Origin of the sequence: Polycladidibacter stylochi, assembly GCF_001562055.1 — a bacterium.
GTDB lineage: Bacteria > Pseudomonadota > Alphaproteobacteria > Rhizobiales > Stappiaceae > Pseudovibrio > Pseudovibrio stylochi.
In genome coordinates, this window is sequence record NZ_LLWE01000024.1 from 526,257 (window position 1) to 551,713 (window position 25,457).

General features: G+C 49.0%; 22 protein-coding genes and 1 riboswitch. Of the genes, 13 read left to right on the forward strand and 9 right to left on the reverse strand.

What is annotated here, in order from left to right:
* Positions 1–70: 70 nt before the first annotated feature.
* The 7 genes from thiE to fsa form a co-directional block, all read right to left on the reverse strand.
* The gene (thiE, locus tag AYK67_RS08810) at positions 71–724 is read right to left on the reverse strand and encodes a thiamine phosphate synthase (protein ID WP_068085059.1); all 654 of its coding nucleotides are present in this window, start codon (positions 722–724) and stop codon (positions 71–73) included.
* Positions 705–1,520, reverse strand: coding sequence for a hydroxyethylthiazole kinase (gene thiM / locus AYK67_RS08815; RefSeq protein ID WP_068085062.1), 816 nt, complete (start codon positions 1,518–1,520; stop codon positions 705–707). Before thiM ends, thiE begins: the two co-directional genes overlap by 20 nt.
* 78 nt (positions 1,521–1,598) lie before the next feature.
* A riboswitch (TPP riboswitch) is annotated at positions 1,599–1,691 on the reverse strand.
* 77 nt (positions 1,692–1,768) lie between these two features.
* Positions 1,769–2,728 carry a tyrosine recombinase XerC gene (locus AYK67_RS08820; protein WP_068085065.1) on the reverse strand — a complete coding sequence of 320 codons (960 nt, stop codon included), beginning with the start codon at positions 2,726–2,728 and terminating at the stop codon, positions 1,769–1,771.
* Between the two features lie 118 nt (positions 2,729–2,846).
* A complete protein-coding gene (bla, locus tag AYK67_RS08825) occupies positions 2,847–3,767 on the reverse strand; it encodes a class A beta-lactamase (RefSeq protein ID WP_068085068.1) in 921 nt (306 codons plus the stop codon).
* A gap of 118 nt (positions 3,768–3,885) precedes the next feature.
* Positions 3,886–5,022 (reverse strand): phospholipase D-like domain-containing protein, encoded by a 1,137-nt coding sequence (locus AYK67_RS08830; protein ID WP_068085071.1) that lies wholly within the window; start codon positions 5,020–5,022, stop codon positions 3,886–3,888.
* 127 nt (positions 5,023–5,149) lie between these two features.
* Positions 5,150–5,878, reverse strand: coding sequence for an endonuclease (locus AYK67_RS08835; RefSeq protein ID WP_082735717.1), 729 nt, complete (start codon positions 5,876–5,878; stop codon positions 5,150–5,152).
* A gap of 148 nt (positions 5,879–6,026) precedes the next feature.
* Positions 6,027–6,680 (reverse strand): fructose-6-phosphate aldolase, encoded by a 654-nt coding sequence (gene fsa / locus AYK67_RS08840; RefSeq protein ID WP_068085077.1) that lies wholly within the window; start codon positions 6,678–6,680, stop codon positions 6,027–6,029.
* A gap of 119 nt (positions 6,681–6,799) precedes the next feature.
* Between fsa and AYK67_RS08845 the strand changes: the two genes are divergently transcribed.
* From AYK67_RS08845 to AYK67_RS08870, 6 genes are all read left to right on the forward strand, one after another.
* Positions 6,800–9,037, forward strand: a complete 2,238-nt coding sequence (locus AYK67_RS08845; protein WP_082735718.1) for a primosomal protein N' — start codon at positions 6,800–6,802, stop codon at positions 9,035–9,037.
* A 216-nt stretch (positions 9,038–9,253) separates the two neighbouring features.
* Positions 9,254–9,814 (forward strand): F0F1 ATP synthase subunit delta, encoded by a 561-nt coding sequence (locus tag AYK67_RS08850; RefSeq protein WP_068085378.1) that lies wholly within the window; start codon positions 9,254–9,256, stop codon positions 9,812–9,814.
* The gene (atpA, locus tag AYK67_RS08855) at positions 9,814–11,343 is read left to right on the forward strand and encodes a F0F1 ATP synthase subunit alpha (protein WP_068085079.1); all 1,530 of its coding nucleotides are present in this window, start codon (positions 9,814–9,816) and stop codon (positions 11,341–11,343) included. Before AYK67_RS08850 ends, atpA begins: the two co-directional genes overlap by 1 nt.
* A 32-nt stretch (positions 11,344–11,375) precedes the next feature.
* A complete protein-coding gene (locus tag AYK67_RS08860; protein ID WP_068085082.1) occupies positions 11,376–12,263 on the forward strand; it encodes a F0F1 ATP synthase subunit gamma in 888 nt (295 codons plus the stop codon).
* Between the two features lie 26 nt (positions 12,264–12,289).
* Positions 12,290–13,714 carry a F0F1 ATP synthase subunit beta gene (gene atpD / locus AYK67_RS08865; RefSeq protein WP_068085086.1) on the forward strand — a complete coding sequence of 475 codons (1,425 nt, stop codon included), beginning with the start codon at positions 12,290–12,292 and terminating at the stop codon, positions 13,712–13,714.
* A gap of 69 nt (positions 13,715–13,783) precedes the next feature.
* Complete coding sequence (locus AYK67_RS08870) at positions 13,784–14,191, forward strand: F0F1 ATP synthase subunit epsilon (protein ID WP_068085089.1); 408 nt, start codon at positions 13,784–13,786, stop codon at positions 14,189–14,191.
* A gap of 255 nt (positions 14,192–14,446) precedes the next feature.
* On the opposite strand, the gene AYK67_RS08875 is transcribed toward AYK67_RS08870, so the two are convergent.
* Positions 14,447–14,656, reverse strand: a complete 210-nt coding sequence (locus tag AYK67_RS08875; RefSeq protein WP_068085091.1) for a hypothetical protein — start codon at positions 14,654–14,656, stop codon at positions 14,447–14,449.
* A 487-nt stretch (positions 14,657–15,143) separates the two neighbouring features.
* The gene (locus AYK67_RS08880; protein WP_068085095.1) at positions 15,144–16,754 is read right to left on the reverse strand and encodes a phosphoenolpyruvate carboxykinase; all 1,611 of its coding nucleotides are present in this window, start codon (positions 16,752–16,754) and stop codon (positions 15,144–15,146) included.
* A 508-nt stretch (positions 16,755–17,262) separates the two neighbouring features.
* Between AYK67_RS08880 and AYK67_RS08885 the strand changes: the two genes are divergently transcribed.
* The 7 genes from AYK67_RS08885 (at position 17,263) to AYK67_RS08915 (ending at position 25,430) form a co-directional block, all read left to right on the forward strand.
* Positions 17,263–17,961 carry a response regulator transcription factor gene (locus tag AYK67_RS08885; protein WP_068085099.1) on the forward strand — a complete coding sequence of 233 codons (699 nt, stop codon included), beginning with the start codon at positions 17,263–17,265 and terminating at the stop codon, positions 17,959–17,961.
* 11 nt (positions 17,962–17,972) lie between these two features.
* Entirely contained in the window at positions 17,973–19,805 is a 1,833-nt protein-coding gene (locus AYK67_RS08890; RefSeq protein ID WP_068085102.1) for a sensor histidine kinase, read from the forward strand.
* Positions 19,802–20,296 carry an HPr kinase/phosphorylase gene (locus tag AYK67_RS08895; protein WP_068085105.1) on the forward strand — a complete coding sequence of 165 codons (495 nt, stop codon included), beginning with the start codon at positions 19,802–19,804 and terminating at the stop codon, positions 20,294–20,296. Before AYK67_RS08890 ends, AYK67_RS08895 begins: the two co-directional genes overlap by 4 nt.
* A 103-nt stretch (positions 20,297–20,399) precedes the next feature.
* Positions 20,400–20,804 (forward strand): PTS sugar transporter subunit IIA, encoded by a 405-nt coding sequence (locus AYK67_RS08900; protein WP_068085108.1) that lies wholly within the window; start codon positions 20,400–20,402, stop codon positions 20,802–20,804.
* Between the two features lie 24 nt (positions 20,805–20,828).
* Positions 20,829–21,098, forward strand: a complete 270-nt coding sequence (locus tag AYK67_RS08905) for an HPr family phosphocarrier protein (protein WP_068085111.1) — start codon at positions 20,829–20,831, stop codon at positions 21,096–21,098.
* 178 nt (positions 21,099–21,276) lie between these two features.
* A complete protein-coding gene (gene ahcY / locus AYK67_RS08910) occupies positions 21,277–22,677 on the forward strand; it encodes an adenosylhomocysteinase (protein WP_068085113.1) in 1,401 nt (466 codons plus the stop codon).
* A gap of 236 nt (positions 22,678–22,913) precedes the next feature.
* On the forward strand, positions 22,914–25,430 hold the full coding sequence (locus AYK67_RS08915) for a sensor histidine kinase (RefSeq protein WP_082735720.1): 2,517 nt from the start codon (positions 22,914–22,916) through the stop codon (positions 25,428–25,430).
* The last annotated feature ends 27 nt before the right edge of the window (positions 25,431–25,457 follow it).

The window sequence follows — 25,457 nt, forward strand, 5'->3', positions numbered from 1 at the left end:
CTGCCCTATGGTTTATACATTTAACCTTAGGGCAGGCTGCACTTTATGGCATTAAGAGGAAACCAGCGGCTCAGGGTGTCGCTTTTTGCACTGCTTGTAACAATTGCGCACTGGCCGCTCTTGGGTCTTCAGCTTGGCAAATTTGTGAAATCACTGCCACCCCGTCAGCACCCGCCTTTATCACCTCAGGAGTACGCATCAGGTTAATCCCGCCAATACCTACAACAGGCAGGTGTGGCCAGTCTTGGCCAACCTTAGCTCTTAGCAAGGTAAAGCCATTCATACCAAGAGCATCGGCATCACCTTTACTCATGGTAGGATAACAAGCGCCAATACCCAAATAGTCAACTTGGGCTATTGCGTCGGTTACAAGATGCTCTTCACTAGAAACTGAAAGCCCCAGCAGTTTGTCAGGGCCAATTAACCGCCGGGCATCGGCAGCAAGCATATCGCTTTGTCCCACATGCACACCATCGGCATCGACTGCCAACGCCACATCCACACGGTCATTGATAATGAGCGGTACGCCAGCAGGGGCTGTAATTTCTTTTAATGCCCGCGCGAGCTCTACCTGTGCGAGGGAGTTGCCGGTTTTATCGCGTAGCTGCACCACGCTAACCCCGCCAACTACCGCATGACGTACAATTTCACAAATGTTACGAGGGCCACAATCTTGCGGCCCGATAACCAGATAAACAGAAAGGTCAAGCTGTTTGAGTTTCATAAAAGCGTATCCGTCCATGCTGGGTAATCTGGTTTTCATTCAGATGATACAAACCATTAATAATATCGGTTTGCAAACTCGCAGGGCCTGCGGTGTTTTGGGCGGCGAGCTCTCCAGCAAGGCCGAGGTATAACAGCGCATAGGCGGCTGCCAGTAAGGCATCATCACATACCGCCAAAGTCGCACCGGTAAGAGCTGTTGCGGTGCAGCCTAGTCCGGTTACATAAGGCATCATAGCATCGCCATTGGCAACGGTTATCACCCGTTCACCATCGGTAATATAATCACAAGCCCCCGAAACCGCCACAACTGCGTTGCTGGCAAGGGCCAGTTTTTGTGCGCTTGCCAGTGCGGCTTCGGCGCGGTCCGTTGAATCCACACCTTTACCGCCGCTGCTTGCACCAGCCAGTGCCATAATCTCCGAGGCATTACCGCGAATAACAGCGGGTTTGTTGGCCAGTAATTGCTTGCATAACTCGGTGCGATAGCTCAAAGCGCCCACAGCTACCGGGTCAAGCACCCACGGGCGGCCAGCGTCGTGGGCGGCTTTAGTTGCCGCCAGCATGGCATCCCCTTGCGCTGGTGTAACGGTACCCACATTCACAACCAAAGCTGCAGCAACAGCTGCCAGCTCTGGCGCTTCTATCGGGCCATCAACCATGGCAGGCGAAGCGCCAAGCGCCAGCAGGGCATTTGCTGTAGTATTGGCCACAACAATATTGGTCATATTATGCACTAGGGGGGCAGTTTGGCGTAGTTTTGCCAAAACCTGCGAAGAATTATCGATGAGATACATGGTGTCTTCCGTAAAAGCGGGAGCGCAAGCGCACTGTTTGGGGCAATGCTAGAATATTTGCAGTGGGCAGTTGGCTAACGCAAATCAAGTGAACGCTCCCTTCGCTGGCATTATCCAGATCAGGTTATGCGGGTATAATCTCAGCCCTTGTGGGCACCCCGTGTCACAAATTCAAGCTTACGCAGCCTGAAATTTCTCTGCAAGTTTTCAAATGATTTTTGCACCAAAACTATTTTGTACCGGCTGAATTATTTACGACGCTGGGCCTTATCGTAGGCTGCAAGCAGGTGAGAGTTGCTCACATCTGTATATATCTGCGTGCTGGAAAGGCTGGCATGGCCCATGAGTTCTTGAATACTGCGCAAATCAGCGCCTTCACTAAGCAGGTGGGTAGCAAAAGAGTGTCGCAATGCATGTGGCGTTGCCGTATCCGGCAAACCAAGTGCGCCACGTAATTTTTGCATGGCCAATTGAATAAGGCGCGGGTTGAGCTTGCCGCCGCGCACCCCGCGAAACAGTGCTTTGCTTGGTTCAAGGTCAAACGGGCATTGTGCAATGTAGTCTTCAACCGCCTCACTTACCACAGGCAAAATGGGTACAATTCTTTCTTTTTGGCCCTTACCAATAATGCGCATGGTCTTAGTGCCTTTAACGGGTGCTTGCGCGGCCGTTAAATTGAGAGCTTCGGAAATACGCAGACCGCAACCATAGAGCATGGTAAAAACGGCAGCATTTCGTGCCTCCACCCAAGGGGTTACCTCAAACGATAAGTCCTTATTGATAATGGCTTTGGCATCATCAATATCAATCGGTTTAGGCAGGCTGCGCGGTAAGCGGGGGGTGCGCACAGCGCCGGCACCTGCTGCATTCACTTCACCACGTTGTTCTAAAAAGCTTAAAAACGAGCGCACGCCGGCAAGTCCACGTGCCAGTGTCCGTGTTTGTGCGCCGCCACGCCTGCGCTTTGCTAAAAAGCCACGAAAATCAGCGGGGCGAAGTTCGCGCAAATCATTCAGGGCAGGGGCCCCTCCCAAGTGGTCGGTCATGAACCGAAGGAACTGCCGGGCATCTCGCTCGTAAGCAATTAAAGTGCGCTCGGAAAGGCGTCGCTCGCTGCCTAAATGGTCGAGCCAATCGCCAATAGCTGCATTCACATCTGGCTTGCAAATAATTAAAAAGTCGTCGGTATTGTCGTATTGTGTAGCCATGCGTCCAAAACTGTTCCACATTTTGCTATGCTATTTCAGTGCTTTAGCAAAGCACAATTAAAGTGAATGTATCCGTTTGGTCTAGGCGAAACAATAGCACATTGTTTGCTAATAAGTGTTATCGCAATGCATTATTTGTTTTTTTTGCCTTTTCATGATTTTCAATTTCTAAGATTATCGACCTTCCAATTTCGGCGATTACAGCATTACGCTGCTTAATGTCGGCATTGCTACCTGTCATGTAAATTGCGGTAAAATACGGTTCAGCGGCTTTAGGCCAAATGGCTGCAATGATCCCGCGTGATCCATAACCTCCGGCTCCTGTCTTATCTGCAATTCGCCACCCTGTTGGCAAATGCTTACGGATTAATGCATCAGCTACTTTATCATCTAGCATCCACTGTTTTAATTGTTGCCTTGATTTTGGTTTTAAAACATCAGTAAGGAGAAGCTTGTTAAGAGTTCGCGCAATTGAATTGGGTGTGGTTGTGTCGCGCGGATCTTTGGGTTTTCCTTCGTTCAATTTGGTTTCCCAGCGATCAAGACGGGTTCGGGCGTCTCCGATGCCGCGCAAAAATGCTGTTAGTTTTTCAGGCCCGCCAATATGCTTTAAAAGGAAATTTCCGGCGCTGTTATCGCTTAGAGTTATTGTTGCTTCACAGAGTTGGCCGATACTCATTCCCGATGAAACATTCTCTTTAGTAACTGGTGAGTAAGCAACAAGTTGCTCTTTTTTGTAAGTTATTATCTTTTCTAGGCTGTCCTCATGCCTGTCTACTCGGGCTAGAATAGCGCCGCAAACAAGTGGCTTGAATGTGCTGGATAGCGGAAATCGCTCATTAGAGCGGTAATCTATAGACCAAGCTGACTTAGGGTGTTGTAAAGTAACACCTATCCGCCCCCCTATTTCATTTTCCAGTTTCCTAACTGTATCCAGAAGCTCATTGGCATGGGAAGTATTTGATAGGCAGCCAACAAGTATGATGGCAGATACGATACGTCCTGGTACATTCGGTAGGCGAAAGTTCTCACTAAACATAGTTACACGTTTCGATTCAGCTGAAATATCTAATAATGGCACTATGCCTGGATAGACCAGCTGAAAGCAACCATATTGAACGCACCATCTAAAGCAATCAATGCGTACTGGGTGTCAGCTAACGCGCCCGCAGGCTGCCATCGTCGCGCTCATACACTTCTACAACGCGCCCATGGTCAACAATAATGCGGTCTATCTCTGCACGAGCCGCTTTGGCAAATTGTAACTGGTTATCACTCGGGTTGGTATGATCGCCCAAAACCACAATGTTTTCATCGTTAAACTTATTGGCCGATCCTGTGTAATTAAAGCTACCCAATACAATCACACTGTCATCAATGACCATTAGTTTGTGGTGGAGTTTGCCAATACTCTCGGTCGGGTGCACAAAGTAAAGTTCGGCTCCGGCCTGTTTTAGCGGCACTGTTGCCGCCCAGTCCTGTCCGCCCTGTTTGCGCTCGAGTGCCCCACGCACGCGCCGACCGGCATCCATGCATAGCAACATGGCGTCATCAATACCAGATGATTTGGAAAAAGTGAAAATTGCAAAATCGATGCGCTCTTTGGCTTTGGTCATTTGCTTCACCACTTCCATTTCCGGGGCATGGTCCGGAGCAAAGCAGACTTTCAGGCGTATATCATCCACCACCACTTCGCGCGGTACATCACTTGTGTTTACGTTGTACTTGCCAAAATGCCCTTTGCTGATTTCGTCAAACTCCACGGCAAATATCTTGGCAAACTCTTCATTTTCAACAATAAGAATGTGGTTGAGGTTTCTATGGGTTCCCGTATGGGTAAAGTTGGTAGAGCCGGTTAAGACACTGTCGTTATCGCGCACAATGAACTTTTGGTGGAAGATGCGCGGGTTAAAATCGGTCCGCACCCAAACCTTGGCACGAAGTAGTGCGGCGTGAAGCAGGCGGTTTATTTCGTGCTTTTCGTCCATCTCGGAAATGTGCGGATCTTCGGCAGGCTCATCAACGCTTAAGTAGTCTGCCTCACCAACAACCCGTACACGTAACCGGCGGGTTTTGCCGCTGTCATTTACATATGTGCGTTTTGCGGCGCGTATAATGGCATCGGCTATGGCAATGCTATCAATTTCTTGAATGGCGATATCGAGCGAGCGCTCGGCCCCGTCAATAAAATCCACAATGGCTGCTTCCAGATCATCAAGTGGATTATAAAGCTCTTGTGCCAGTACATCCCGTGGACCGACAAAAAACTTTATGTGCTCGCTCATGACTGCCATGACAATAACCCCAACTCATAATAACGCAGCGGAAACGATATCAGAGTGTCCTAGGGCAAACCACCCGCATTTTGTTCGGGCCGGTAAAAAACGGGTGGTTTTAATAATTAAATGGCATAGTGTGGTATTAAAAACCCTGTGATATAAAGGGGTTGGAGTTCCCTTGAATCTCGGTAATCAGCCGGTTTCGCCGCAATTCCTCTTGCGAAATGGGGTCCAGCATGGACCATAACTCAAACATTTCTAGTTCTTGTGGACTTAAGGGCATGTTGTAAGTCTGGTGCATATAAAGGTAGGCACGCGCCACGTCACCGCGAATCTTGTCGCCCGGCTCGGTAATGTGCGCCTTGCGGTTAATTTCAAAGTCGCAGGCACCGTATTGCCGCTGTTCTCCGGCCACTTTGCCCATGCGCAGGTTGGAACGGTCGCCGTTCAACTCACCCACAGCAGGTACCAGATTATGCAAATCGGCTTCCATATGGGCAAATTGCGGGTCTGCTTTTTGGCAACAGCGACGGCCCTTATAGTGTTTGCCCTTGCGGGTTACACAAGTGCTATCACCTTGCTGCCAGCAGTTGCGCCAACTACCAAAACGTGATGCTGGTACGATATGTTCCCATTCAATGCGTTTGCCGCGCTTGGCGTTTTTGCGTGGCTCGTATCCGCAGCTTGCGGCATTCACGTCCTTGTCTGCTTCATATTGGCAGCCACAATAAAAGGTCACCCGCTGGGGGGCATTGGCGTAAACTATTTCTTCAAGGTACTCTTTTGCCTTGGCAAAGTTGAAGGTAACCTCCGCTCTTGCGCCAAAAGGCACGAGTAAGAAACATAGCGCAAACATAATTCGAAATTTCATAGGTCACCTAAAACCAAGGATAATAAGTTCTTGTTTTGTACCTATGACGCACGAAGCTTGTGTTTGTGTTAACGCAATTGCAAAATATTTAGTAAAAAGGCGCAGCATGTGCCGCGCCTTTAAAAACATAGCCTATGGTACTTAGAGGCTAAACGATGCTTTGCCCGGTTTTTTCCCAGTCCTTCATAAAGGCTTCCAAACCTTTGTCTGTGAGTGGGTGCTTCACCAGAGCTTTGAGCGTTGCAGGTGGAATTGTGGCCACATCAGCGCCGATCAAAGCGCAATCCTTCACATGGTTGGCATTGCGAATGGACGCGGCAAGAATTTCTGTCTCGAAACCGTAATTGTCATAGATCTGGCGAATTTCGGCGATCAAATCGAGGCCTTCAATGTTCATGTCATCAAGACGGCCAATAAACGGCGAAATGAATGTTGCGCCTGCTTTGGCTGCCAAAAGCGCCTGATTGGCCGAGAAGCACAAGGTGACATTGGTTTGCACGCCTTTGTCACTCAGGGCACGGCAGGCCTTTAGCCCTTCAAGTGTCAGGGGTAGCTTGATGCAGATATTATCGGCAATCTTAACCAGCTCGTCGGCTTCTTTCATCATGCCGTCAAAATCCATTGCCACCACTTCGGCAGAAACAGGACCGTCCACAAGCTTGCATATTTCCGCAACAACTTCTTTCATGCTGCGGCCAGACTTCATAATAAGAGAGGGGTTGGTGGTTACCCCGTCCAGCAATCCGGTTGCTGCCAGCTCTTTAATTTCATTGGTATCAGCGGTATCAACGAAGAACTTCATGTCTTGTCGGCTCCCTTATGCTGCCTGCGAAGCAATGGAATATCGAAATGCAGGCGAATATCAGCTGTATATCAGTTGTTTAAACGAGGTTTTGCCCAAACAACAGCCCAAAAAGTGCAATGCGGGAAAAAGGAGAGCAAGAGGCAGTGCAAACCGACATTTTCACAGCACATGAGCAGGAGAACGAAGCGCCAACCCTTGTACAGGTTCTCGTTCCTGTGGCTGTTGAGCGCCCCTATACCTATAAAGTGCCTGCGGGTATGGCTGTACGTCCCGGCTCCATAGTCAAAGTCCCGCTGGGCCCGCAGCTGGTGATTGGCGCGGTCTGGGATGGTGTGGCGGATACCAAACTGGACCCCAAGAAGATCAGGGGTATCGTCCATGTGTATGATTGTGCGCCGCTGGGCGATGATCTGCGCAAATTTGTCGATTGGGTCGCCAACTGGACCTTGAGCGCCCCCGGCATGGTGCTGCGCATGGTGCTGCGCTCGGAAGAAGCCTTACAGCCAGAGCCGCCGCAAGTTTGTTTGCAGTTCAATGCCGCAGCGCCTCTTCCAAGGCTGACACAAGCACGTCAACGGGTTCTGGATGTGGTTGGCGAGGGCGCGTTGCTCGGCAAGGCTGATCTGGCCAGTGCGGCGGGGGTGAGCACCTCGGTTGTTGAGGGCTTGAAGCAAGCACAGGTCTTGCAAGAGCTGTTACTCCCTCCTCCTCCGGTTTGCAAACCGCCCGATCCGAGCCTGCAAGGGCACCCGCTTACCTCTTTGCAGCAAGCGGCTGCGAATCAACTTATCGAGGCTGTCGGAAGTAATCCACAGACTTTTTTATTGGACGGTGTGACCGGTTCCGGCAAGACAGAAGTCTATTTTGAAGCAATTGCAGCCGTGCTGAAACAGCAAAAACAGGCACTGATTCTACTACCGGAAATTGCGCTCACCAACCAGTTTTTAGAGCGATTTGAAAAACGCTTTGCTGCACGGCCGGCCGAATGGCACTCAAAGATAACCCCTAAAACCCGCGAGCGTACCTGGCGTGCTGTGGCAAGCGGTGAGGCCAAAGTGGTGATTGGTGCGCGTTCCGCACTGTTTTTGCCCTTTAAAAAACTGGGCCTTATCGTGGTGGATGAAGAGCACGACGGTGCGTACAAGCAAGGCGACCGTGTGGTTTATAATGCGCGCGATATGGCAGTGCTGCGTGGTCATCTCTCAAAGTTTCCGGTGGTACTTGCCAGTGCAACGCCGTCGGTCGAGAGTCGCATCAATGCTCAGGAGGGCCGCTATCAACTGCTTTCCCTGCCAGAACGTGCCACCGGAGCGGCCATGCCGCGTATTGAGTGCATAGATATGCGCCAAGACGGCCCGGAGCGGGGAAAATGGCTTGCTCCCAAGCTGGTGAAAGACATTCACGCCACAATTTCGCAGGGCAAACAAGCGCTGTTGTTTTTAAACCGGCGAGGTTATGCACCGCTCACCCTGTGCAGAACTTGTGGTCATCGCTTCCACTGCGACAACTGTTCTGCATGGCTTGTCGAGCATCGTTTCAAGGGGAAACTGGTCTGTCATCACTGCGGATATTCACAGCCGATTCCTGAAAAATGCCCTGAATGTAGTAAGCCCGATACCTTAGTTGCCTGCGGTCCGGGAGTTGAGCGTATTGCCGAAGATATCAGTGATTTGTTTCCCGATGCAAGGGTGTTGGTGCTCTCGTCAGACATGCCAGGCGGAGCTGAGCGCTTCAAGGAAGAAATGAAGCTGGTTGAGGAGGGGCGGGTAGATATTATCATCGGAACCCAACTGGTCGCCAAGGGGCATAACTTTCCAAATCTCACCCTTGTTGGGGTGGTGGATGCCGACCTGGGACTGGCCAATGGTGACCCACGCGCCGCGGAGAAAACATATCAGCTAATGGCGCAGGTAACAGGGCGTGCGGGCCGTATTTGCGGGCAAGGCAAAGGTATTTTGCAAACCTATAATCCCGAACAACCTATCATGAACGCGCTGTTGAAAGGGGACGCGGAAGGCTTTTACGAAACGGAATCACAGGCAAGAAAAAATGCAGGCCTCCCCCCCTTTGGTCGAATGGCTGCGCTTGTGATATCCGCAGCTAATCGTGCAGAAGCGGAAGCTTATTCTAGAGTATTAGTCAGCCATTCTCCCCCCAACGATCAAGTGAGCATCTTGGGGCCAGCCGAAGCTGCACTGGCACTGGTGCGTGGCAAATATCGGTTCCGTTTATTGGTAATCACGCGTAGGTCTTTTAATTTACAAGGCTTTTTACGACAGTGGCTGGCAAATGCACCACAACCAAGGGGGGGCGTTCGGGTGCAAATCGATGTCGATCCGCAAAGCTTCTTATAGGTATTGGCGCGTTATCCTCATAGTTATATGAATTGGGTGGAATACTTAGTCTGTATTGCAAGCGCTCTAGCGCTGTGCTATGCGGACTGCGGCTTTAAGGGCACAGTTGGTTTGATTGTGCCTCCCACATACAATAAGACGCGACTTTTCAGGTTGTTGGAGGTGGGACCTCAAGTCTTGTTTTCAACTCTGAGCGCGCCGGAGAGCACGGATCCAGTGACTGACAACGTATCTCTCATTTCAGGCGTGGCCTTGCGTTACGCTTCCGCATTGATAGACCTGGCAGAGGAACAGGGTGTCATCGCAGAAGTGGAAGCTGGTCTTTACAAGTTTGAAGCACTCATGAACGAGTGTGAAGATTTGGACCGGTTGATCAAGAGCCCCGCTTTTACCGCCGAAGTGCAGCTTAAAGCACTGACAGCAGTTTTGGAAAAGGCCGGTATAACTGGCCTGACCGCAAATTTTGTGAAGCTTGTTGCTGAGAACCAGCGACTCTTCGCTCTACGTAGTATGATTAACGGCTTCCGTGTTCAGCTTGCTGAACGTCGTGGTGAAGTTACAGCACATGTAACCACAGCACAGGAATTGTCTGACGAGCATATTGCAACGCTCCGTGAAGCGATTAACGCTTCTGAGGGCAAAAACGTGAATATCGCAGCGAAAGTAGACCCATCCATTATAGGTGGTTTGATCGTTAAGATCGGCAGCCGGATGGTCGATGCTTCACTGCGCACGAAGCTTAACTCTCTTAAGTTCGCGATGAAAGAGGTCGGCTGATGGATATTCGGGCCGCGGAAATTTCCGCCATCCTCAAGGACCAGATCAAGAACTTCGGTCAAGAAGCCGAAGTATCAGAAGTAGGTCAGGTTCTTTCTGTAGGCGACGGCATTGCCCGCGTTTACGGTCTGGACAACGTCCAGGCGGGTGAAATGGTTGAGTTCCCTGGTGGCATCCAGGGGATGGCACTCAACCTTGAAAGTGACAATGTTGGTGTCGTTATCTTTGGTAGCGATAAGGGCATTGAAGAAGGTGATACGGTAAAACGTACCGGCGCCATCGTGGAAGTACCAGTAGGCAAAGGCTTGCTGGGCCGCGTGGTTGACGCACTTGGTAACCCGATCGATGGCAAAGGCCCGATCGAGTCAACCGAAAAGCGTCGCGTGGACGTAAAGGCGCCAGGCATTCTGCCTCGTAAGTCTGTTCACGAGCCAATGTCTACCGGTCTTAAATCAATCGACGCCATGATTCCGATCGGGCGTGGTCAGCGTGAGCTGGTGATTGGTGACCGTCAGACAGGTAAGACAGCGATCATTCTGGATACATTCTTGAACCAGAAGCCGCTGCACACTTCTGATAACGAACACGACAAGCTCTACTGCATCTATGTAGCTGTGGGCCAAAAGCGCTCCACCGTTGCACAGTTTGTGAAGAAGCTGGAAGATGCTGGCGCAATGGAATACTCCATTGTTGTTTCTGCAACCGCTTCCGACGCAGCACCACTGCAGTACCTGGCTCCGTTCGTGGGCACCACCATGGGTGAGTTCTTCCGTGACAACGGCATGCATGCCGTGATCGGTTACGATGATCTCTCCAAGCAGGCTGTGGCTTACCGCCAGATGTCCTTGCTGCTCCGTCGTCCACCAGGACGTGAAGCGTACCCAGGTGACGTGTTCTACTTGCACTCCCGTCTGTTGGAGCGTTCAGCTAAGTTGAACGAAGATCATGGCCTCGGTTCCTTGACCGCGCTGCCTGTGATCGAAACGCAAGCGAACGACGTGTCTGCATACATTCCGACCAACGTGATTTCGATCACCGACGGTCAGATCTTCTTGGAAACAGATCTGTTCTTCCAGGGTATTCGCCCTGCTGTGAACGTGGGTCTCTCCGTTTCCCGCGTGGGTTCTTCTGCTCAGGTTAAGGCAATGAAACAGGTTGCTGGCCCGATTAAAGGTGAACTTGCACAGTACCGCGAAATGGCTGCATTTGCGCAGTTCGGCTCCGATTTGGACGCTGCAACGCAAAAGCTGCTGAACCGTGGTGCCCGCCTGACAGAACTGCTCAAGCAGCCTCAGTTCTCTCCGTTGAAAACGGAAGAGCAGGTTGTTGTGATCTATGCAGGTGTGAACGGCTATCTGGACGACCGTCCGGTTGATGCTGTTCGTGAGTTCGAGGAAGGCCTTCTGCGTTTCATCCGCGCAGAGCATGCCGACCTTCTCTCCGCTATCTGGGAGAAGAAAGCTCTCGACGCAGAGCTGACAGAAAAGCTGAAAGCTGCTCTGGACGCATACGTCAAGACCCTCGGTTAATCGAAGCAACGGGATAAGGAACGGGAGCGCCCATGGCGAGCCTTAAGGACCTAAAAAACCGCATCGCTTCGGTCAAGGCGACGCAGAAAATCACCAAGGCCATGCAAATGGTGGCCGCGGCGAAGCTGCGTCGTGCTCAGGAGGCCGCAGAAGCATCTCGTCCCTATGCCAAGCGCATGGGGGCAGTGCTGAGCAATCTGGCCGCTGGGTTCGAAGGACAGGACGATGCGCCGAAGCTGATGACGGGCACAGGACAGGATCAGTCTCATCTGCTCCTCGTCTGCACAGCAGAGCGTGGTCTCTGCGGTGGCTTCAACTCGTCAATTGCCAAACTGGCGCGTGCACACGCCAATAAACTTCTTGCCGAAGGTAAAGATGTCAAAATCATTACCGTTGGTAAAAAGGGCTTTGATGCACTCAAAAGCGATTTTGGCCAGCATATTATTGAGAAAATCGAGCTGCGCGGTCTGAAGAACATCGAGTTCAACGACACCAAGGCGGTCGGCGATTTGGTTCTCAAAATGTTTGAGGACGAAAAGTTTGACGTCTGCACATTGTTTTACGCGCAGTTTCAGTCGGTGATCAGTCAGGTCCCAACAGCGAAACAGCTCATTCCGGCTTCTTTGGAAACCGTGAGCGAGCAGGCCGCTGGCGAGGCTGACAACGCACTTTACGAATATGAACCTGGCGAACAGGAGATCCTCGAGACTCTGCTGCCACGCAATATCAGGGTTCAAATCTACAGTGCAATCCTTGAAAATGCCGCCTCCGAGCAGGGCGCGCGTATGTCTGCTATGGACAGCGCTACCCGCAACGCAGGTGAAATGATCGACAAACTGACCTTGAGCTATAACCGCCAGCGTCAGGCACAGATCACCAAGGAACTGATCGAAATTATCTCGGGCGCTGAAGCGCTCTGACCGATTTGAGACAAGGATGTTAAGCAATGGCTGACATGAAAGTCGGAAAGATCAAGCAGGTCATCGGTGCTGTTGTCGACGTGGAATTCGACGAGCACTTGCCTGCTATTCTGAACGCGCTGGAAACAGACAACAACGGTAACCGTCTGGTTCTGGAAGTTGCCCAGCACCTGGGTGAAAACACCGTACGTACCATCGCTATGGACGCGACCGAAGGTCTTGTTCGTGGTCAAAAGGTACACGACACTGGTGATGCGATTGCAGTGCCGGTTGGTGACGGCACTTTGGGCCGCATCATGAATGTGGTTGGTGAGCCGGTTGATGAAGCTGGTCCAATCAACCACGACACCAAGCGCGGTATTCACCAGGATGCCCCTGCATTTACCGAACAGTCTACAGAAGCTGAAATTCTGATGACTGGTATTAAAGTGGTTGACTTGATCGCGCCATACGCACGTGGTGGTAAGATCGGCCTCTTCGGTGGTGCTGGTGTTGGTAAAACCGTTCTGATTCAGGAGCTGATCAACAACGTGGCGAAAGCCCACGGTGGTTACTCCGTATTCGCCGGTGTGGGTGAGCGTACTCGTGAGGGTAACGACCTTTACTGGGAAATGATTGAATCTGGCGTGAACAAAGAAAAGGGCGGCGAAGGTTCTAAAGCTGCGCTTGTTTACGGTCAGATGAACGAGCCCCCAGGGGCGCGTGCACGTATCGCTTTGACTGGTCTGACTGTTGCGGAACACTTCCGTGACCAGGGACAAGATGTTCTCTTCTTCGTGGATAACATCTTCCGCTTTACACAGGCCGGTTCCGAGGTGTCTGCGCTGTTGGGTCGTATTCCTTCAGCTGTGGGTTACCAGCCAACTCTGGCAACCGACATGGGTGCCATGCAGGAACGTATTACAACCACAACCAAAGGTTCTATTACCTCGGTTCAGGCTGTGTACGTACCAGCGGATGACTTGACTGACCCGGCACCTGCTTCCACCTTTGCCCACTTGGATGCGACTACGGTTCTTAACCGTGCCATCTCGGAAAAAGGTATTTATCCAGCAGTTGACCCGCTTGATTCCAACTCCCGTATGCTCGACCCGCTTATCGTTGGTGAAGAGCACTACAATGTTGCAACAGCGGTTCAGGAAACCTTGCAGCGCTACAAGTCTTTGCAGGACATCATCGCCATCCTTGGTATGGACGAATTGTCTGAAGAAGATAAGCTTACAGTGGCTCGTGCCCGTAAGATCGAGCGCTTCATGTCCCAGCCATTCTTCGTGGCTGAGGTGTTTACCGGTACATCCGGTAAGCTGGTTGCGCTGGAAGACACCATTAAAGGCTTTAAAGGTCTGGTTGAAGGTGAATACGATCACCTGCCAGAAGCAGCTTTCTACATGGTTGGTACCATTGAAGAAGCTGTCGAAAAAGCCGCTAAGCTGGCTGCAGACGCTGCTTAATAACCCACGTTTCCTAGTTGAACTGGTGACTTGTCACCGGTTCACGGGATAAGACAGAGGATGAGTTAAATGGCTGAATCATTTCAGTTTGAACTGGTCTCTCCAGAGCGCCTTTTGCTAGAGGCTCAGGTAGTATCAGCTGTATTACCGGGTGCAGAAGGTGAATTTGGTGTTGGTGCCGGTCACTCGCCGTTTCTGTCAACCATGCGTCCTGGTGTTGTAAAAGCTACTAGCGACAATGGCGAAGTACATGAGTACTTCGTGCGTGGTGGGTTCGCCGATGTCTCAGCTACCGGCGTCACCGTTCTTGCCGAGCAGGCCATTCCTATGGGTGACCTGAATGCGGACTTCATCGATCAGCAGATTAAAGATGCTGAGGAAGATGTTGCCGACGCCAAGGACGATGAAACTCGACAGAAAGCGTCATTGATTCTGTCTCAGTTGGAAGAGATGAAGCAAGCAATTGCCTCAGCCTAAATTGAGATGAAATTTGAAAAAGAAAAAGCCCCGCTTCGGCGGGGCTTTTTTATGAGTTGAATTCATCAAAATGCAGTCATATCAAACAAAGGCTTGTGGAGCGGTCTGGTGAAGCATCATGGTTGTCGACGCTGAATAACAGCAATGCTTCATGGCCGATCTGGCTTAGTAGATCAGAACATGTAAATTTGAACCGGTATTCGTAGCCTTTGAACCATTTTTGATATGATTTTGATAGCTTTTGAATACAGGTGATTAAGCAGCAATTTGCTTGCGGTTCGGTACGAACTTATTTTGTTCTGCACGTTTCTTACGCTGTTCTGGTGTTTCGTAAACGATTGAGCGGTGGTAATCGCAATAGGAGCCACCTTCGGACGCTTTATTTTGACATGGGAAATGGTAGCTACCGCTATCCCCTTCAGTCCATTTACATTGTCCGGGCTTGGGCATTATTTGACCGATCATTTTTTTGTTCCTTACTTCAAAACCCAATAATGCTTAACCTGAGAGCTTTTCAGCTTCGATCAGGAAACACTTATGGGCTACAAACTGAGAAAAAGTGTTCGCTCATCATACGTATGGTGCGCTTATTACTGCAGCAACCACAGGAGCATCCGTAAAAATATAGTAGCTAAATTGGGAAAATGCTAGGAAAAATTAAAAGAACAAGGTTTATGCTTAATAAAAACTAGGGGAATTAAGGTTTTTTTATTCTATCGATAATCTGTTGGCAAGGTCGTGTAATATACTCAAATATTTAGCATGTGCCAGGTAATAAAATAACCTTAGAATTAATATGAATCTTAATTATGTGTAACTGATTCTCGATTTCCAATCTTTTCAGATACTAATGAAAACTGCTTTAAGTGATTAAAAAAAGAGCGCCGGGGGATGAGCCCGGCGCCAAGTTGCAAGGTGCGGAGCCTGTCAAAGGTCCGCCAGGAAGGGGGGATTACTCCGCTGCATCGCGCAGGGCTGGGCCTGCTTCCAACGTTTCACCGTCAACATATGCTTCAAAGCTTTGGAAGTTATCTGCAAACATAGAAACAAGTTTTTGCGCTTGAGCATCATATGCAGCACTGTCATCCCAAGTCGTCTTCGGATCAAGAATGCGTGTGTCCACGTCGTGAACAGATGTTGGCACCTCAAAGCCAAAGTTTTCATCTAGACGGAATTGGGCACCTTTCAAAGAACCATCAAGCGCAGCAGCAAGCAAAGCTCTGGTTTCTTTAATCGGCATTCGATGCCCAGTACCATAAGCACCGCCGGTCCAGCCGGTGTTTACCAGCCAGCAATCTACATTGTGCTTTTCGATCAGCTCTTTAAGCAGCGCACCATAAACGGATGGATGACGCGGCATGAAAGGTGCACCAAAGCAGGTGGAGAAAGTTGCCTGTGGTTCCACCACACCCTTTTCAGTGCCTGCGACCTTTGCGGTATAACCGGATAGGAAGTGGTACATTGCCTGTGCACCGGTCAGTTTGGCAATAGGGGGTAACACTCCAAAGGCATCTGCGGTGAGCATGATAATATTCTTTGGATGCGGTGCTTTACCGGTTTCACTAGCATTGGGAATAAAGTGAATAGGGTAGGCGCAGCGGGTGTTTTCTGTTAGCGAGCCATCGTCAAAATCGGGGCGGCGTTGTTCGTCCAGAACAACGTTTTCCAAAACAGTACCAAAACGCTGCGTCGTGGCGTAGATTTCCGGTTCTGCTTCTTGGGAAAGACGAATGGTCTTTGCATAACAGCCGCCTTCAAAGTTGAAAACGCCGTCCTCACTCCAACCATGTTCGTCGTCACCCACGAGTGTGCGTGAAGGATCAGCGGATAAAGTTGTTTTACCAGTCCCTGAAAGACCAAAGAAAACAGCAGTATCACCCTTATCGCCCACATTTGCAGAGCAGTGCATAGGCATAACGCGCGATTCAGGAAGCAAGAAGTTCAACATAGTGAACACGGACTTCTTCATCTCTCCCGCATAAGAAGTCCCGACAATGATAACAATCTTGCGCGTAAAATCACATGCGATGAGCGTTTCACTGCGGCAGCCGTGACGTGCAGGATCGGCCTTGAAGCTTGGCAGATCAATGACGGTCATCTCTTCACTAAAACTGCTTAATTCGTCGCGTGTGGGTCGAAGCAACATATTGCGGATAAAAAGAGAATGCCAAGCAAACTCGTTTATAACCCGAACAGCAAGCCTGTTTTGGCTATCTGCACCGCCATACAAGTCTTGCGCAAATAGTTCTTTGCCATCCACATGCTGTTGCACATCTGCCAACAAGCAATCGAATTGCTCGGGAGTGATTGCCCCACAGTTATCCCACCAAACACTGTCTTTTGTTGTTGCGTCCTTAACAACAAACTTGTCCTTTGGTGACCGGCCGGTATGCTCGCCCGTTAGCGCGACTAAAGCACCACCAGCTGCCATTTTGGCTTCATTCCGGGCAATGGACTGCTCATACAATTCTGCCTCTGTGAGATTCCAATACACAGATTGAGCATCTTTTAGTGTGAGAGTTTCTCTCCCTAATTCGGAATTTCTAAATCCGAACTCTCTCATCGCCGTAATCCTTAAGCTGATCGCACATTATACTTCAGTAGTAAGTTTAGAAGCAAAACTCTTAAATATTTCGCTTCGTTCAACTTGGTTTGAACCCTAAAATGAGTTTGCAGCGCCAAGCAAGTCGACTTTTGTTCTTTAAAACGATTGAAATAAAAACTATTCAGAGCTTTGTTTTATTTTTGTGGCCAAAATTATATTTTCTGCTTGCACTTGCTTAAACAAGTTAGGTCAAAACTCATGGAAAGGGCGCTTGGAAAAGCGCATAGAGTGCATATTAGAGAATCACTTATAAGAATTTTAAAGAATTCCTGACTGGTGGATAATCATCGTAATGCACCCGCAGGAGCATTTTTATAGGCTCAACTTGTTGACGCCTTTAATCTGTCGCGGTTGCATCAGTCTTTTGCCTCAATTGGCTTTTAATTGCTCTTATATGCACAATCGGATATGCAGAATATAAAGCCGAATTGATTTGACGTTCGAACCTGAAAAGGCCCTGTAAACAATGCCGACAATTGCCCTTGTGGATGATGATCGCAACATTCTCACTTCAGTTTCTATAGCGCTGGAAGCGGAAGGCTATCGGGTCCTGACATATAATGATGGCGTGTCTGCATTGGAAGGTTTGCAAAATGACCCGCCTGACCTTGCAATTTTTGATATAAAAATGCCGCGTATGGATGGGATGGAGCTATTACGCCGTTTACGTCAGACCTCTGACTTGCCTGTTATTTTCCTTACCTCGAAAGATGATGAAATCGACGAGCTGTTTGGTTTAAAAATGGGAGCAGATGACTTTATACGAAAACCCTTTTCTCAGCGTTTGCTAGTTGAACGAACAAAAGCAGTTTTGCGCCGCTCTCAGGCAAAAGACGGTACAGCAGCCCCAACTGATGCCAGCAAGATATTAGAGCGTGGCAATTTGGCAATGGATCGTGAACGTCACACATGTACCTGGATGAATAAGCCGGTCACTCTGACTGTTACTGAATTTCTTATCCTTTATGCTCTGGCGCAACGGCCAGGGGTTGTGAAAAGCCGCAATGCATTGATGGATGCTGCCTATGATGATCAAGTCTATGTGGATGACCGCACCATCGATAGCCATATCAAACGACTACGTAAGAAATTCAAATCGGCAGATGATGATTTTGATATGATTGAAACACTGTACGGTGTGGGCTACCGTTTTCGTGAAAACTAAACCAGTTCGGCATGCTTGAGGAAGAAAAGCACAGTTCCGCCAGGGAGCAGGATGATAACAGTGCACCACCACATGGAAAAAGTGGTGGGGCATTTTCGTGGTTGGCACGAAGGCGTGTTCGCCAAAAAGTTTTGTCGCGTTGGGGACGGCTTGTTGGGACCTACGTTTTTTCAAGTTTAACACGCCGAATTCTCATCTTGAACATGGTTGGTCTTGCTGCCATGGTTTCCGGCATCTTGTATCTCAATCAATTTCGCGCCGGTCTTATTGACGCCCGTGTCCAATCGCTATTAACACAAGGTGAAATAATTGCCGGAGCCATAGCCGCCAGTGCAGCAACCGAACACAGTTCGCTTATGGTGGACCCAGAGCAATTGCTGAGACTGGAAGCAGGCGAAAGTGCCAGCCCTCGCAATAGTATCGGTAGTTTGGATTTTCCGATTAATCCGGAGATGGTTGGGCCAATTTTACGTCGCCTTATTTCGCCCACCAAAACACGAGCAAGAATTTATGATCCCGATGGCGTCTTACTGCTGGATTCAAGGCAGCTTTATGGCCGTCGGCAAATCTTCCGCTTTGATCTTCCACCGCCTAATTCAGAAGAACCTTCGTTCCTACTAAAAATGTGGGAGGAAATGAAGTTTTGGATGCGCCGTGGCGAGTTACCCGTTTATCAAGAGCTTGGCCGCCTGGAAGGAAAAGGCTATCCGGAGGTAGAAAAAGCACTTTCCGGTTCGCCCGCTTCGGTAGTTCGCCTTTCAAAGCGCGGGGAGATGATCGTTTCTGTTGCTGTGCCCGTCCAGCGGTTTCGCGGTGTTCTGGGTGCTTTATTGCTATCCACCCAAGGTGGGGACATTGATGATATCGTAACTGCAGAACGCAATGGAATTATCAAGATATTCAGTGTGGTTTCTGTTGTCGTTATGGTTATGTCGGTATTACTGGCCGGTACAATTGCTGGGCCCATGCGCCGTTTGTCGGAGGCGGCAAAGCGCGTGCAAAACAGCATTAATAGCCGAGAGCAAATTCCATCATTTCCTGATCGACGCGATGAAATTGGCGACTTGGCGCATGCACTGCGAAATATGACCTCCTCACTCTATACACGTATGGATGCCATTGAGAGTTTTGCAGCAGATGTTGCTCACGAGTTGAAAAACCCCTTGACATCTTTACGCAGTGCAGTTGAGACACTTCCGCTTGCAAAGACTGAACAATCGCGTGATCGCCTTTTGGAAGTCATTGGTCATGATGTTCGCCGCCTTGATCGCCTGATAACAGATATTTCTGAAGCATCGCGTATTGATGCGGAGATGGCGCGGTCTGATGTCCAACAAGTTAATCTTGCGACCCTATTAGAAACACTAATCGATATCGCAAATGAAAGAAGTCGCGGCGGGGAAGTTAAAATCAAGCTTCTCGTTGATGGTAAAGGGCCGGAAAACCTGGAAGAATCTCAGGACTACTTGATGTTGGGGGCAGACCAGCGCTTAGGTCAGGTATTCAACAATCTGCTCGATAATGCCCGCTCCTTTTCGCCCGAAAATGCCGAGGTTGTTGTTTCTCTAAGGGCAACAGCAGAAACCTTGGAAGTTGATGTGGATGATTTTGGGCCTGGCATCAACCCGGAAGTTCAGGAGAGGATTTTCGAGCGCTTCTACACGGATCGGCCAGAGAATGAAGGGTTTGGCAATAACTCGGGTTTGGGATTGTCGATATGTCGGCAAATTGTTGAAGCCCATAGTGGGCAGATTACCTCAAAAAACAGAGTTAGCGCGACTTCAGATACAATTGAAGGTGCACGCTTTCACGTCTCGTTTCCAAAGTATATAGCTAAGTCATGATGCAACCCGGTAATGTCTTGACCTTTCAGCAGGATCCGGAAACACAAGCAGTGCATGCTACGGCTCTCGCTATTGGTTGCCAAGGCATCTTGATTCGTGGCAATTCTGGCTCTGGAAAAAGCTCTCTAGCACTCTCACTAATTAAGATGGCTCAGTTAAATGGGCGATATGCAGCGTTAATTGCGGATGATAGGTGCTATTTAACAGCGATCAATAACCATCTATTGGCTCAATGCCCGAAGCCCTTGCTTGGCCTATTAGAGCTGCGTGGGCTCGGGCTAATAAAAATGCCCTTTTTACGGCAAGCTCCCATACACTTCCTTGTCGATTTGACCCATAAAAACGATATAGAACGTTTTCCAGAGCAAGATAATAAGCATAAAAGCGTTTTGGGTATTACTCTGCCTTATCAACAGCTAGAAGCAAACAACAGTGAGTTTGCGGCAAGATTACTGTTACAGGCACTAGAAGCCGTTTCACACGAAGACTAAAATGCGCTATCCTTGTTAGCTGTCAACTTTCTTATCGGACCAATCGTGGCTTGATTTGATAGTAATTGGCATTATCTTCAAAGATAAAGGGTTTGCGGTACATATGATAGGTCTGGTCCTTGTTACCCACGGTCGCTTGGCCGAAGAGTTTAAATCGGCGCTTGAGCATGTCGTCGGGCCACAAGAGCAAATAGCTACAATTTGTATTGGGCCTGATGATGACATGGAGCAAAGGCGCCAGGACATCCTCAATTCGGTACAGTCGGTTAATCAGGGGCAAGGCGTTGTTTTGCTCACCGATATGTTTGGCGGCACCCCGTCTAACTTAGCCATTTCCGTTATGGAAGGTGGCTCTATTGAAGTTGTGGCGGGCGTTAATTTGCCTATGCTCATCAAACTAGCCAGTGTTCGTAGTGATCTATCGCTTGCAGATGCCGTTGAAGAAGCACGCAATGCGGGACAAAAGTACATATCAGTCGCTAGCCAGGTACTATCCGGACAATCGTAGGGCATTGAAAAGGAATAAAAAAACTTGCTTGAACGCAATCTGACAATTGTCAATCAGCGCGGGCTGCATGCGCGCGCTTCAGCAAAACTTGTGAAACTGGTAGAAACATTTGACGCCGAGGTGAATGTTTCAAAAGACGGTCAAACAGTGGGTGGGACTTCCATAATGGGGTTGATGATGCTCGCTGCTTCTCCTGGCTGCTCTATTAAAGTATGCGTTAGCGGGGCGCAAAGCCAACAAGCCTTGGATGCGATTTCAGCGTTGGTTGAAGATGGTTTTGGTGAGAGGGATTGAGAATTAGCAGATTGTAGATTTGTAATCTCATAATACCATATAAAGATACCTTTATATCGTTATTGCCATCGATATGAAAGTTGGTCTATAAGCATTTTGATTCTGAGTTGCTACTCTGGACTATTCGGCTCGGCAGAGTTCGTGATCGTCGAGATGCTGTTATAAGGACCTAATTATCATGACAATCACTGCTGACTTTAAAGTCAAAGACCTTTCCTTGGCCGAATGGGGCCGTACTGAAATTGAAATTGCTGAAACCGAAATGCCAGGCCTTATGGCTTGCCGTGAAGAATTTGGTTCTTCGCAGCCATTGAAAGGTGCACGCATCGCCGGTTCGTTGCACATGACTATTCAAACAGCCGTGTTAATTGAGACACTGGTTGCCTTGGGTGCCGAAGTTCGCTGGGCTTCTTGCAATATTTTCTCTACTCAAGATCAAGCTGCAGCTGCGATAGCTGCCAAGGGCATTCCTGTTTTTGCCGAAAAGGGTGAAACACTGGAAGAATACTGGTCTTATGCTGATAAGATTTTTGATTGGGGAAATGGCGAAACGGCCAATATGATTTTGGACGATGGCGGCGATGCCACGCTGATGATCTTGCTGGGTGCAAAAGCAGAGAAAGACCCATCGGTGTTGGACAACCCTTCCAACGAAGAAGAAGTTGCGCTGTTTAACACTATAAAACAACGTCTTGAGCGTAATCCAGGTTACTATTCTAAGGTTAAAGCGAATATTCAGGGCGTTTCAGAAGAAACGACTACGGGTGTTTTACGTCTCTATGAAATGCAGCGGAACGGCGAATTACCTTTCCCTGCAATCAACGTCAATGACAGTGTAACCAAGTCTAAATTCGATAACCGTTATGGCTGTCGCGAATCGCTTGTTGACGGTATTCGCCGCGGCACTGATGTTATGATGGCTGGTAAAGTGGCTGTTGTTGCAGGATACGGCGATGTGGGTAAAGGCTCTGCTCAATCCTTAGTGGGTGCCGGTGCCCGGGTGATTGTGACCGAAATCGACCCGATCTGTGCTCTACAAGCTTCTATGGATGGTTATGAAGTAAAAACCATGGAAGAGGCTGTTAAAGAAGGCGATATCTTTGTTACTTGTACCGGTAACAAAGACGTTATTCGTGCCGATCATATGCGCGAAATGAAAGACATGGCAATTGTGTGTAACATTGGCCACTTCGACAATGAAATTCAGGTTGCCGCACTGAAAAACTACAAATGGCGTAATGTGAAGCCACAAGTGGATATGATCGAGTATCCAGATGGTAAGAGATTGATTCTATTGTCAGAAGGCCGCCTCGTTAACCTTGGTAATGCAACAGGTCATCCGTCTTTCGTTATGTCTGCCAGCTTCACGAACCAGGTTTTGGCACAGATCGAGTTGTATAAAAATGGCGATAACTACAAGAATGAAGTTTACGTACTGCCAAAGCAGCTAGACGAAAAAGTGGCTCGCCTGCATTTGAAAAAGCTAGGTGTAACACTAACAGAACTTAGCGATGAGCAGGCCTCTTACTTGGGTATTGAAAAAAGCGGACCGTTCAAATCTGAGCACTACAAGTACTAGAATAAAAACTTCAGATACTGACAGGAATAGCAGAGGCGGCCTTATGCGGGGCCGTCTTCTTTTTTAGCTAATGCGGATTAGTCACAGAGCTACGGGGAAAACCCTGTCGAAAACATACAGGGCCTTATACACACACACTAATCGGGTTATGGTTAATTCGAATCGGTTCAGGGGTCATGAGTAACCGGTTCAATGCTCTGAATAGAGTGAAGCGGCGGCAAAATTTGGGGGCATGAATGCCAAGACTAAAGCACACGGGCACACGCGGTTATGCGTTGTGGCGGGTGAAGCAATATCAACTTGTCTATGCGTTAGGAATTTTTTCCGTTGCTCTTTTACTTGCCATCAGCTTTTCATCAACAGTGGCTGCCCTGCCGTCTCCCGAGTCAACATCAACAAATCCAATTCAGATTTTATGGTTGGCTTCATTAGCCGGCGCACTTTTGTTTGCCGTTATCTGCGGATATCTATGGTTGACGTACAGCCGACGGGTAAACTTACAGCTCTCTAATTTGGAGAATAAATACGCTCAAGCAAAAGTCAAAATCGACAACCTGGAGGCCTTGCTGGAAACAGAAGAAAGCTTAACGCTGGTATGGGATCAAGGGAATGTAAGACCTAGGCTGCTTGGGCAGGCGATTAAAACAGCGGAAATACCTATTGGACTTGAGCAAATTCTGGAATTTGAAGAGTGGCTGGAGCCGGTATCTGCTGAAGCGCTAAGAGCACGCCTAGAGCATTTAAGGGCACACGGAGAGTTTTTCAGAGTAATATTGACCACATTAGATGGAACCTATCTGGAAGTGACAGGGTGTCCAGCTGGAGCCTGTGTGGTGGTCCGCCTCAGAGATTTAAGTGATGATCGAGAGCTAAGTGCCAAGCTCAATGACCGCAATAGCTTACTTCAGCAGCAACAAGAATCGCTGCGTTCTCTGCTGGATTGCTTTAAAGGTCCGGCTTGGCAGCGAGACGATGAAAATAAACTGATTTGGATTAATGAAGCTTATGTTGAGGCTGTAGAGGCCACAGGCTTATCTGAGGTTATTGAAAAACAAATTGAGCTGCTTGATGGAAAAGGCCGCCAGAGGCTATCGGGTTTACGATCAGGTAATGGCCTTTTCAATGCGCCGATGCCAGTTGTAACCGGTGGTGAGCGCCGTATCTTTGATGTTACTGACGTAAAGCGCACTAACGGTTCTGCTGGTCTTGCACTTGATATAAGCGAGTTAGAGCAGGCCCAAAAAGAATTACGCCGTACACTGGATTATCATTCACGGACTTTGGATCAATTACGTACAGCCGTTGCTATCTTTACAGCAGATCGACGACTGCAATTTTATAATGCAGCTTATGCAGACTTGTTTGATTTGGATGTTGCGCTACTGGAAACCTGCCCAACAGAAGAGATAATTCTTGATACAATTCGAGCTAATCGCAAGTTGCCTGAACAGGCGGACTACCGCTCTTGGCGTGACAAGCATTTGCAAGCCTATCAGGCCCCGGATCCGCAAGATGACTGGTGGCATTTGCCCGATGGCCAAACTCTCCGAATAATTACCAGTCCACATCCTCAGGGTGGGGTAACGTACGTATTTGAAAATGTTACCGAGCAGTTAAACCTTGAAAGCCGTTATAACGCATTGATCAGAGTGCAAGGCGAAACCCTTGATAATTTAAGTGAGGCCGTTGCTGTATTCGGGTCTGACGGGCGTTTGCGTCTTTGGAACCCTACATTTTCAAGTATTTGGCGGTTACCGGCAGAGCACCTGCAAGATGAGCCACATATTTCCCAGTTAATCGCCAAGAGTAGTGCTTTTTTTGCCGAAAACGAAGCATGGCAGGGCATGGCTGGGGGAATAACTGGCCTTGTTGAAGCACGCACCAATCTTACAGGCCGTATGGAGCGCGTTGATGGTGTCATTGTTGATTATGCTGCCGTGCCTTTGCCGGATGGTAGCTCGCTATTAACATTCGTTGATGTGACTGATAGTGTTAATGTAGAGCGTGCTTTAACAGATAAAAACGCAGCACTTCAAAAAGCTGACCAACTGAAAAATGCCTTTATTGAGCATGTGAACTATGAGCTGCGCTCGCCGCTCACCAATATTATTGGCTTTACCCAGTTGCTGGCCGATCCGACCTTTGGGCCGCTTTCGGAGCGGCAGAGAGAGTATTTGCAGTATATTGAAAGCTCTTCGGAAACATTGCTTACGATAATCAACGATATTCTTGATCTGGCGACTGTTGATGCCGGTATTATGGAGCTGGATATCACGAAGGTTGATATTGCAAATACTGTGCAAGAAGCCACCGAGGGTTTACGTGACCGCTTGCAAGAAAGTGGTGTAGGACTACAAACAAAGCTTCCTGAGGGGTTGGGTGTGTTTAAAGCCGATGCCCGCCGGTTACGCCAAATATTGTTTAACCTTATTTCGAACGCCATTAGATTTTCGCAAACGGGCGGCGAGGTTCTGGTTGCCTGTCAGCGCGATGCATCAAGCGTTACATTTACGGTTACCGACTACGGTGTTGGCATTCCAAAAGAGATGCTGGACAGCGTATTTTCCAGGTTTGTGACGCAAGAAAACGGTGGCGGTAAGCAAGGCGCAGGTTTAGGGCTGGCAATTGTGAAAAGTTTTGTCGAATTGCATGGTGGCAAGGTTGAAATTACGTCGCAAGAAGGTGTAGGCACAACTGTGACCTGCATTTTTCCGCTCACGCCAACGACTGGACAGTTGGAAGCAGCCGAGTAAAACAAACCCGACATAACCCACTGGATA

Excerpts from the sequence above, each read along its gene's own strand:
- thiE (WP_068085059.1), bottom strand. The coding sequence starts at position 724 with ATGAAACTCAAACAGCTTGACCTTTCTGTTTATCTGGTTATCGGGCCG.
- thiM (WP_068085062.1), bottom strand. The coding sequence starts at position 1,520 with ATGTATCTCATCGATAATTCTTCGCAGGTTTTGGCAAAACTACGCCAA.
- AYK67_RS08820 (WP_068085065.1), bottom strand. The coding sequence starts at position 2,728 with ATGGCTACACAATACGACAATACCGACGACTTTTTAATTATTTGCAAG.
- bla (WP_068085068.1), bottom strand. The coding sequence starts at position 3,767 with ATGTTTAGTGAGAACTTTCGCCTACCGAATGTACCAGGACGTATCGTA.
- AYK67_RS08830 (WP_068085071.1), bottom strand. The coding sequence starts at position 5,022 with ATGGCAGTCATGAGCGAGCACATAAAGTTTTTTGTCGGTCCACGGGAT.
- AYK67_RS08835 (WP_082735717.1), bottom strand. The coding sequence starts at position 5,878 with ATGAAATTTCGAATTATGTTTGCGCTATGTTTCTTACTCGTGCCTTTT.
- fsa (WP_068085077.1), bottom strand. The coding sequence starts at position 6,680 with ATGAAGTTCTTCGTTGATACCGCTGATACCAATGAAATTAAAGAGCTG.
- AYK67_RS08845 (WP_082735718.1), top strand. The coding sequence starts at position 6,800 with ATGCGGGAAAAAGGAGAGCAAGAGGCAGTGCAAACCGACATTTTCACA.
- atpA (WP_068085079.1), top strand. The coding sequence starts at position 9,814 with ATGGATATTCGGGCCGCGGAAATTTCCGCCATCCTCAAGGACCAGATC.
- AYK67_RS08860 (WP_068085082.1), top strand. The coding sequence starts at position 11,376 with ATGGCGAGCCTTAAGGACCTAAAAAACCGCATCGCTTCGGTCAAGGCG.
- atpD (WP_068085086.1), top strand. The coding sequence starts at position 12,290 with ATGGCTGACATGAAAGTCGGAAAGATCAAGCAGGTCATCGGTGCTGTT.
- AYK67_RS08870 (WP_068085089.1), top strand. The coding sequence starts at position 13,784 with ATGGCTGAATCATTTCAGTTTGAACTGGTCTCTCCAGAGCGCCTTTTG.
- AYK67_RS08875 (WP_068085091.1), bottom strand. The coding sequence starts at position 14,656 with ATGATCGGTCAAATAATGCCCAAGCCCGGACAATGTAAATGGACTGAA.
- AYK67_RS08880 (WP_068085095.1), bottom strand. The coding sequence starts at position 16,754 with ATGAGAGAGTTCGGATTTAGAAATTCCGAATTAGGGAGAGAAACTCTC.
- AYK67_RS08885 (WP_068085099.1), top strand. The coding sequence starts at position 17,263 with ATGCCGACAATTGCCCTTGTGGATGATGATCGCAACATTCTCACTTCA.
- AYK67_RS08890 (WP_068085102.1), top strand. The coding sequence starts at position 17,973 with ATGCTTGAGGAAGAAAAGCACAGTTCCGCCAGGGAGCAGGATGATAAC.
- AYK67_RS08895 (WP_068085105.1), top strand. The coding sequence starts at position 19,802 with ATGATGCAACCCGGTAATGTCTTGACCTTTCAGCAGGATCCGGAAACA.
- AYK67_RS08900 (WP_068085108.1), top strand. The coding sequence starts at position 20,400 with ATGATAGGTCTGGTCCTTGTTACCCACGGTCGCTTGGCCGAAGAGTTT.
- ahcY (WP_068085113.1), top strand. The coding sequence starts at position 21,277 with ATGACAATCACTGCTGACTTTAAAGTCAAAGACCTTTCCTTGGCCGAA.
- AYK67_RS08915 (WP_082735720.1), top strand. The coding sequence starts at position 22,914 with ATGCCAAGACTAAAGCACACGGGCACACGCGGTTATGCGTTGTGGCGG.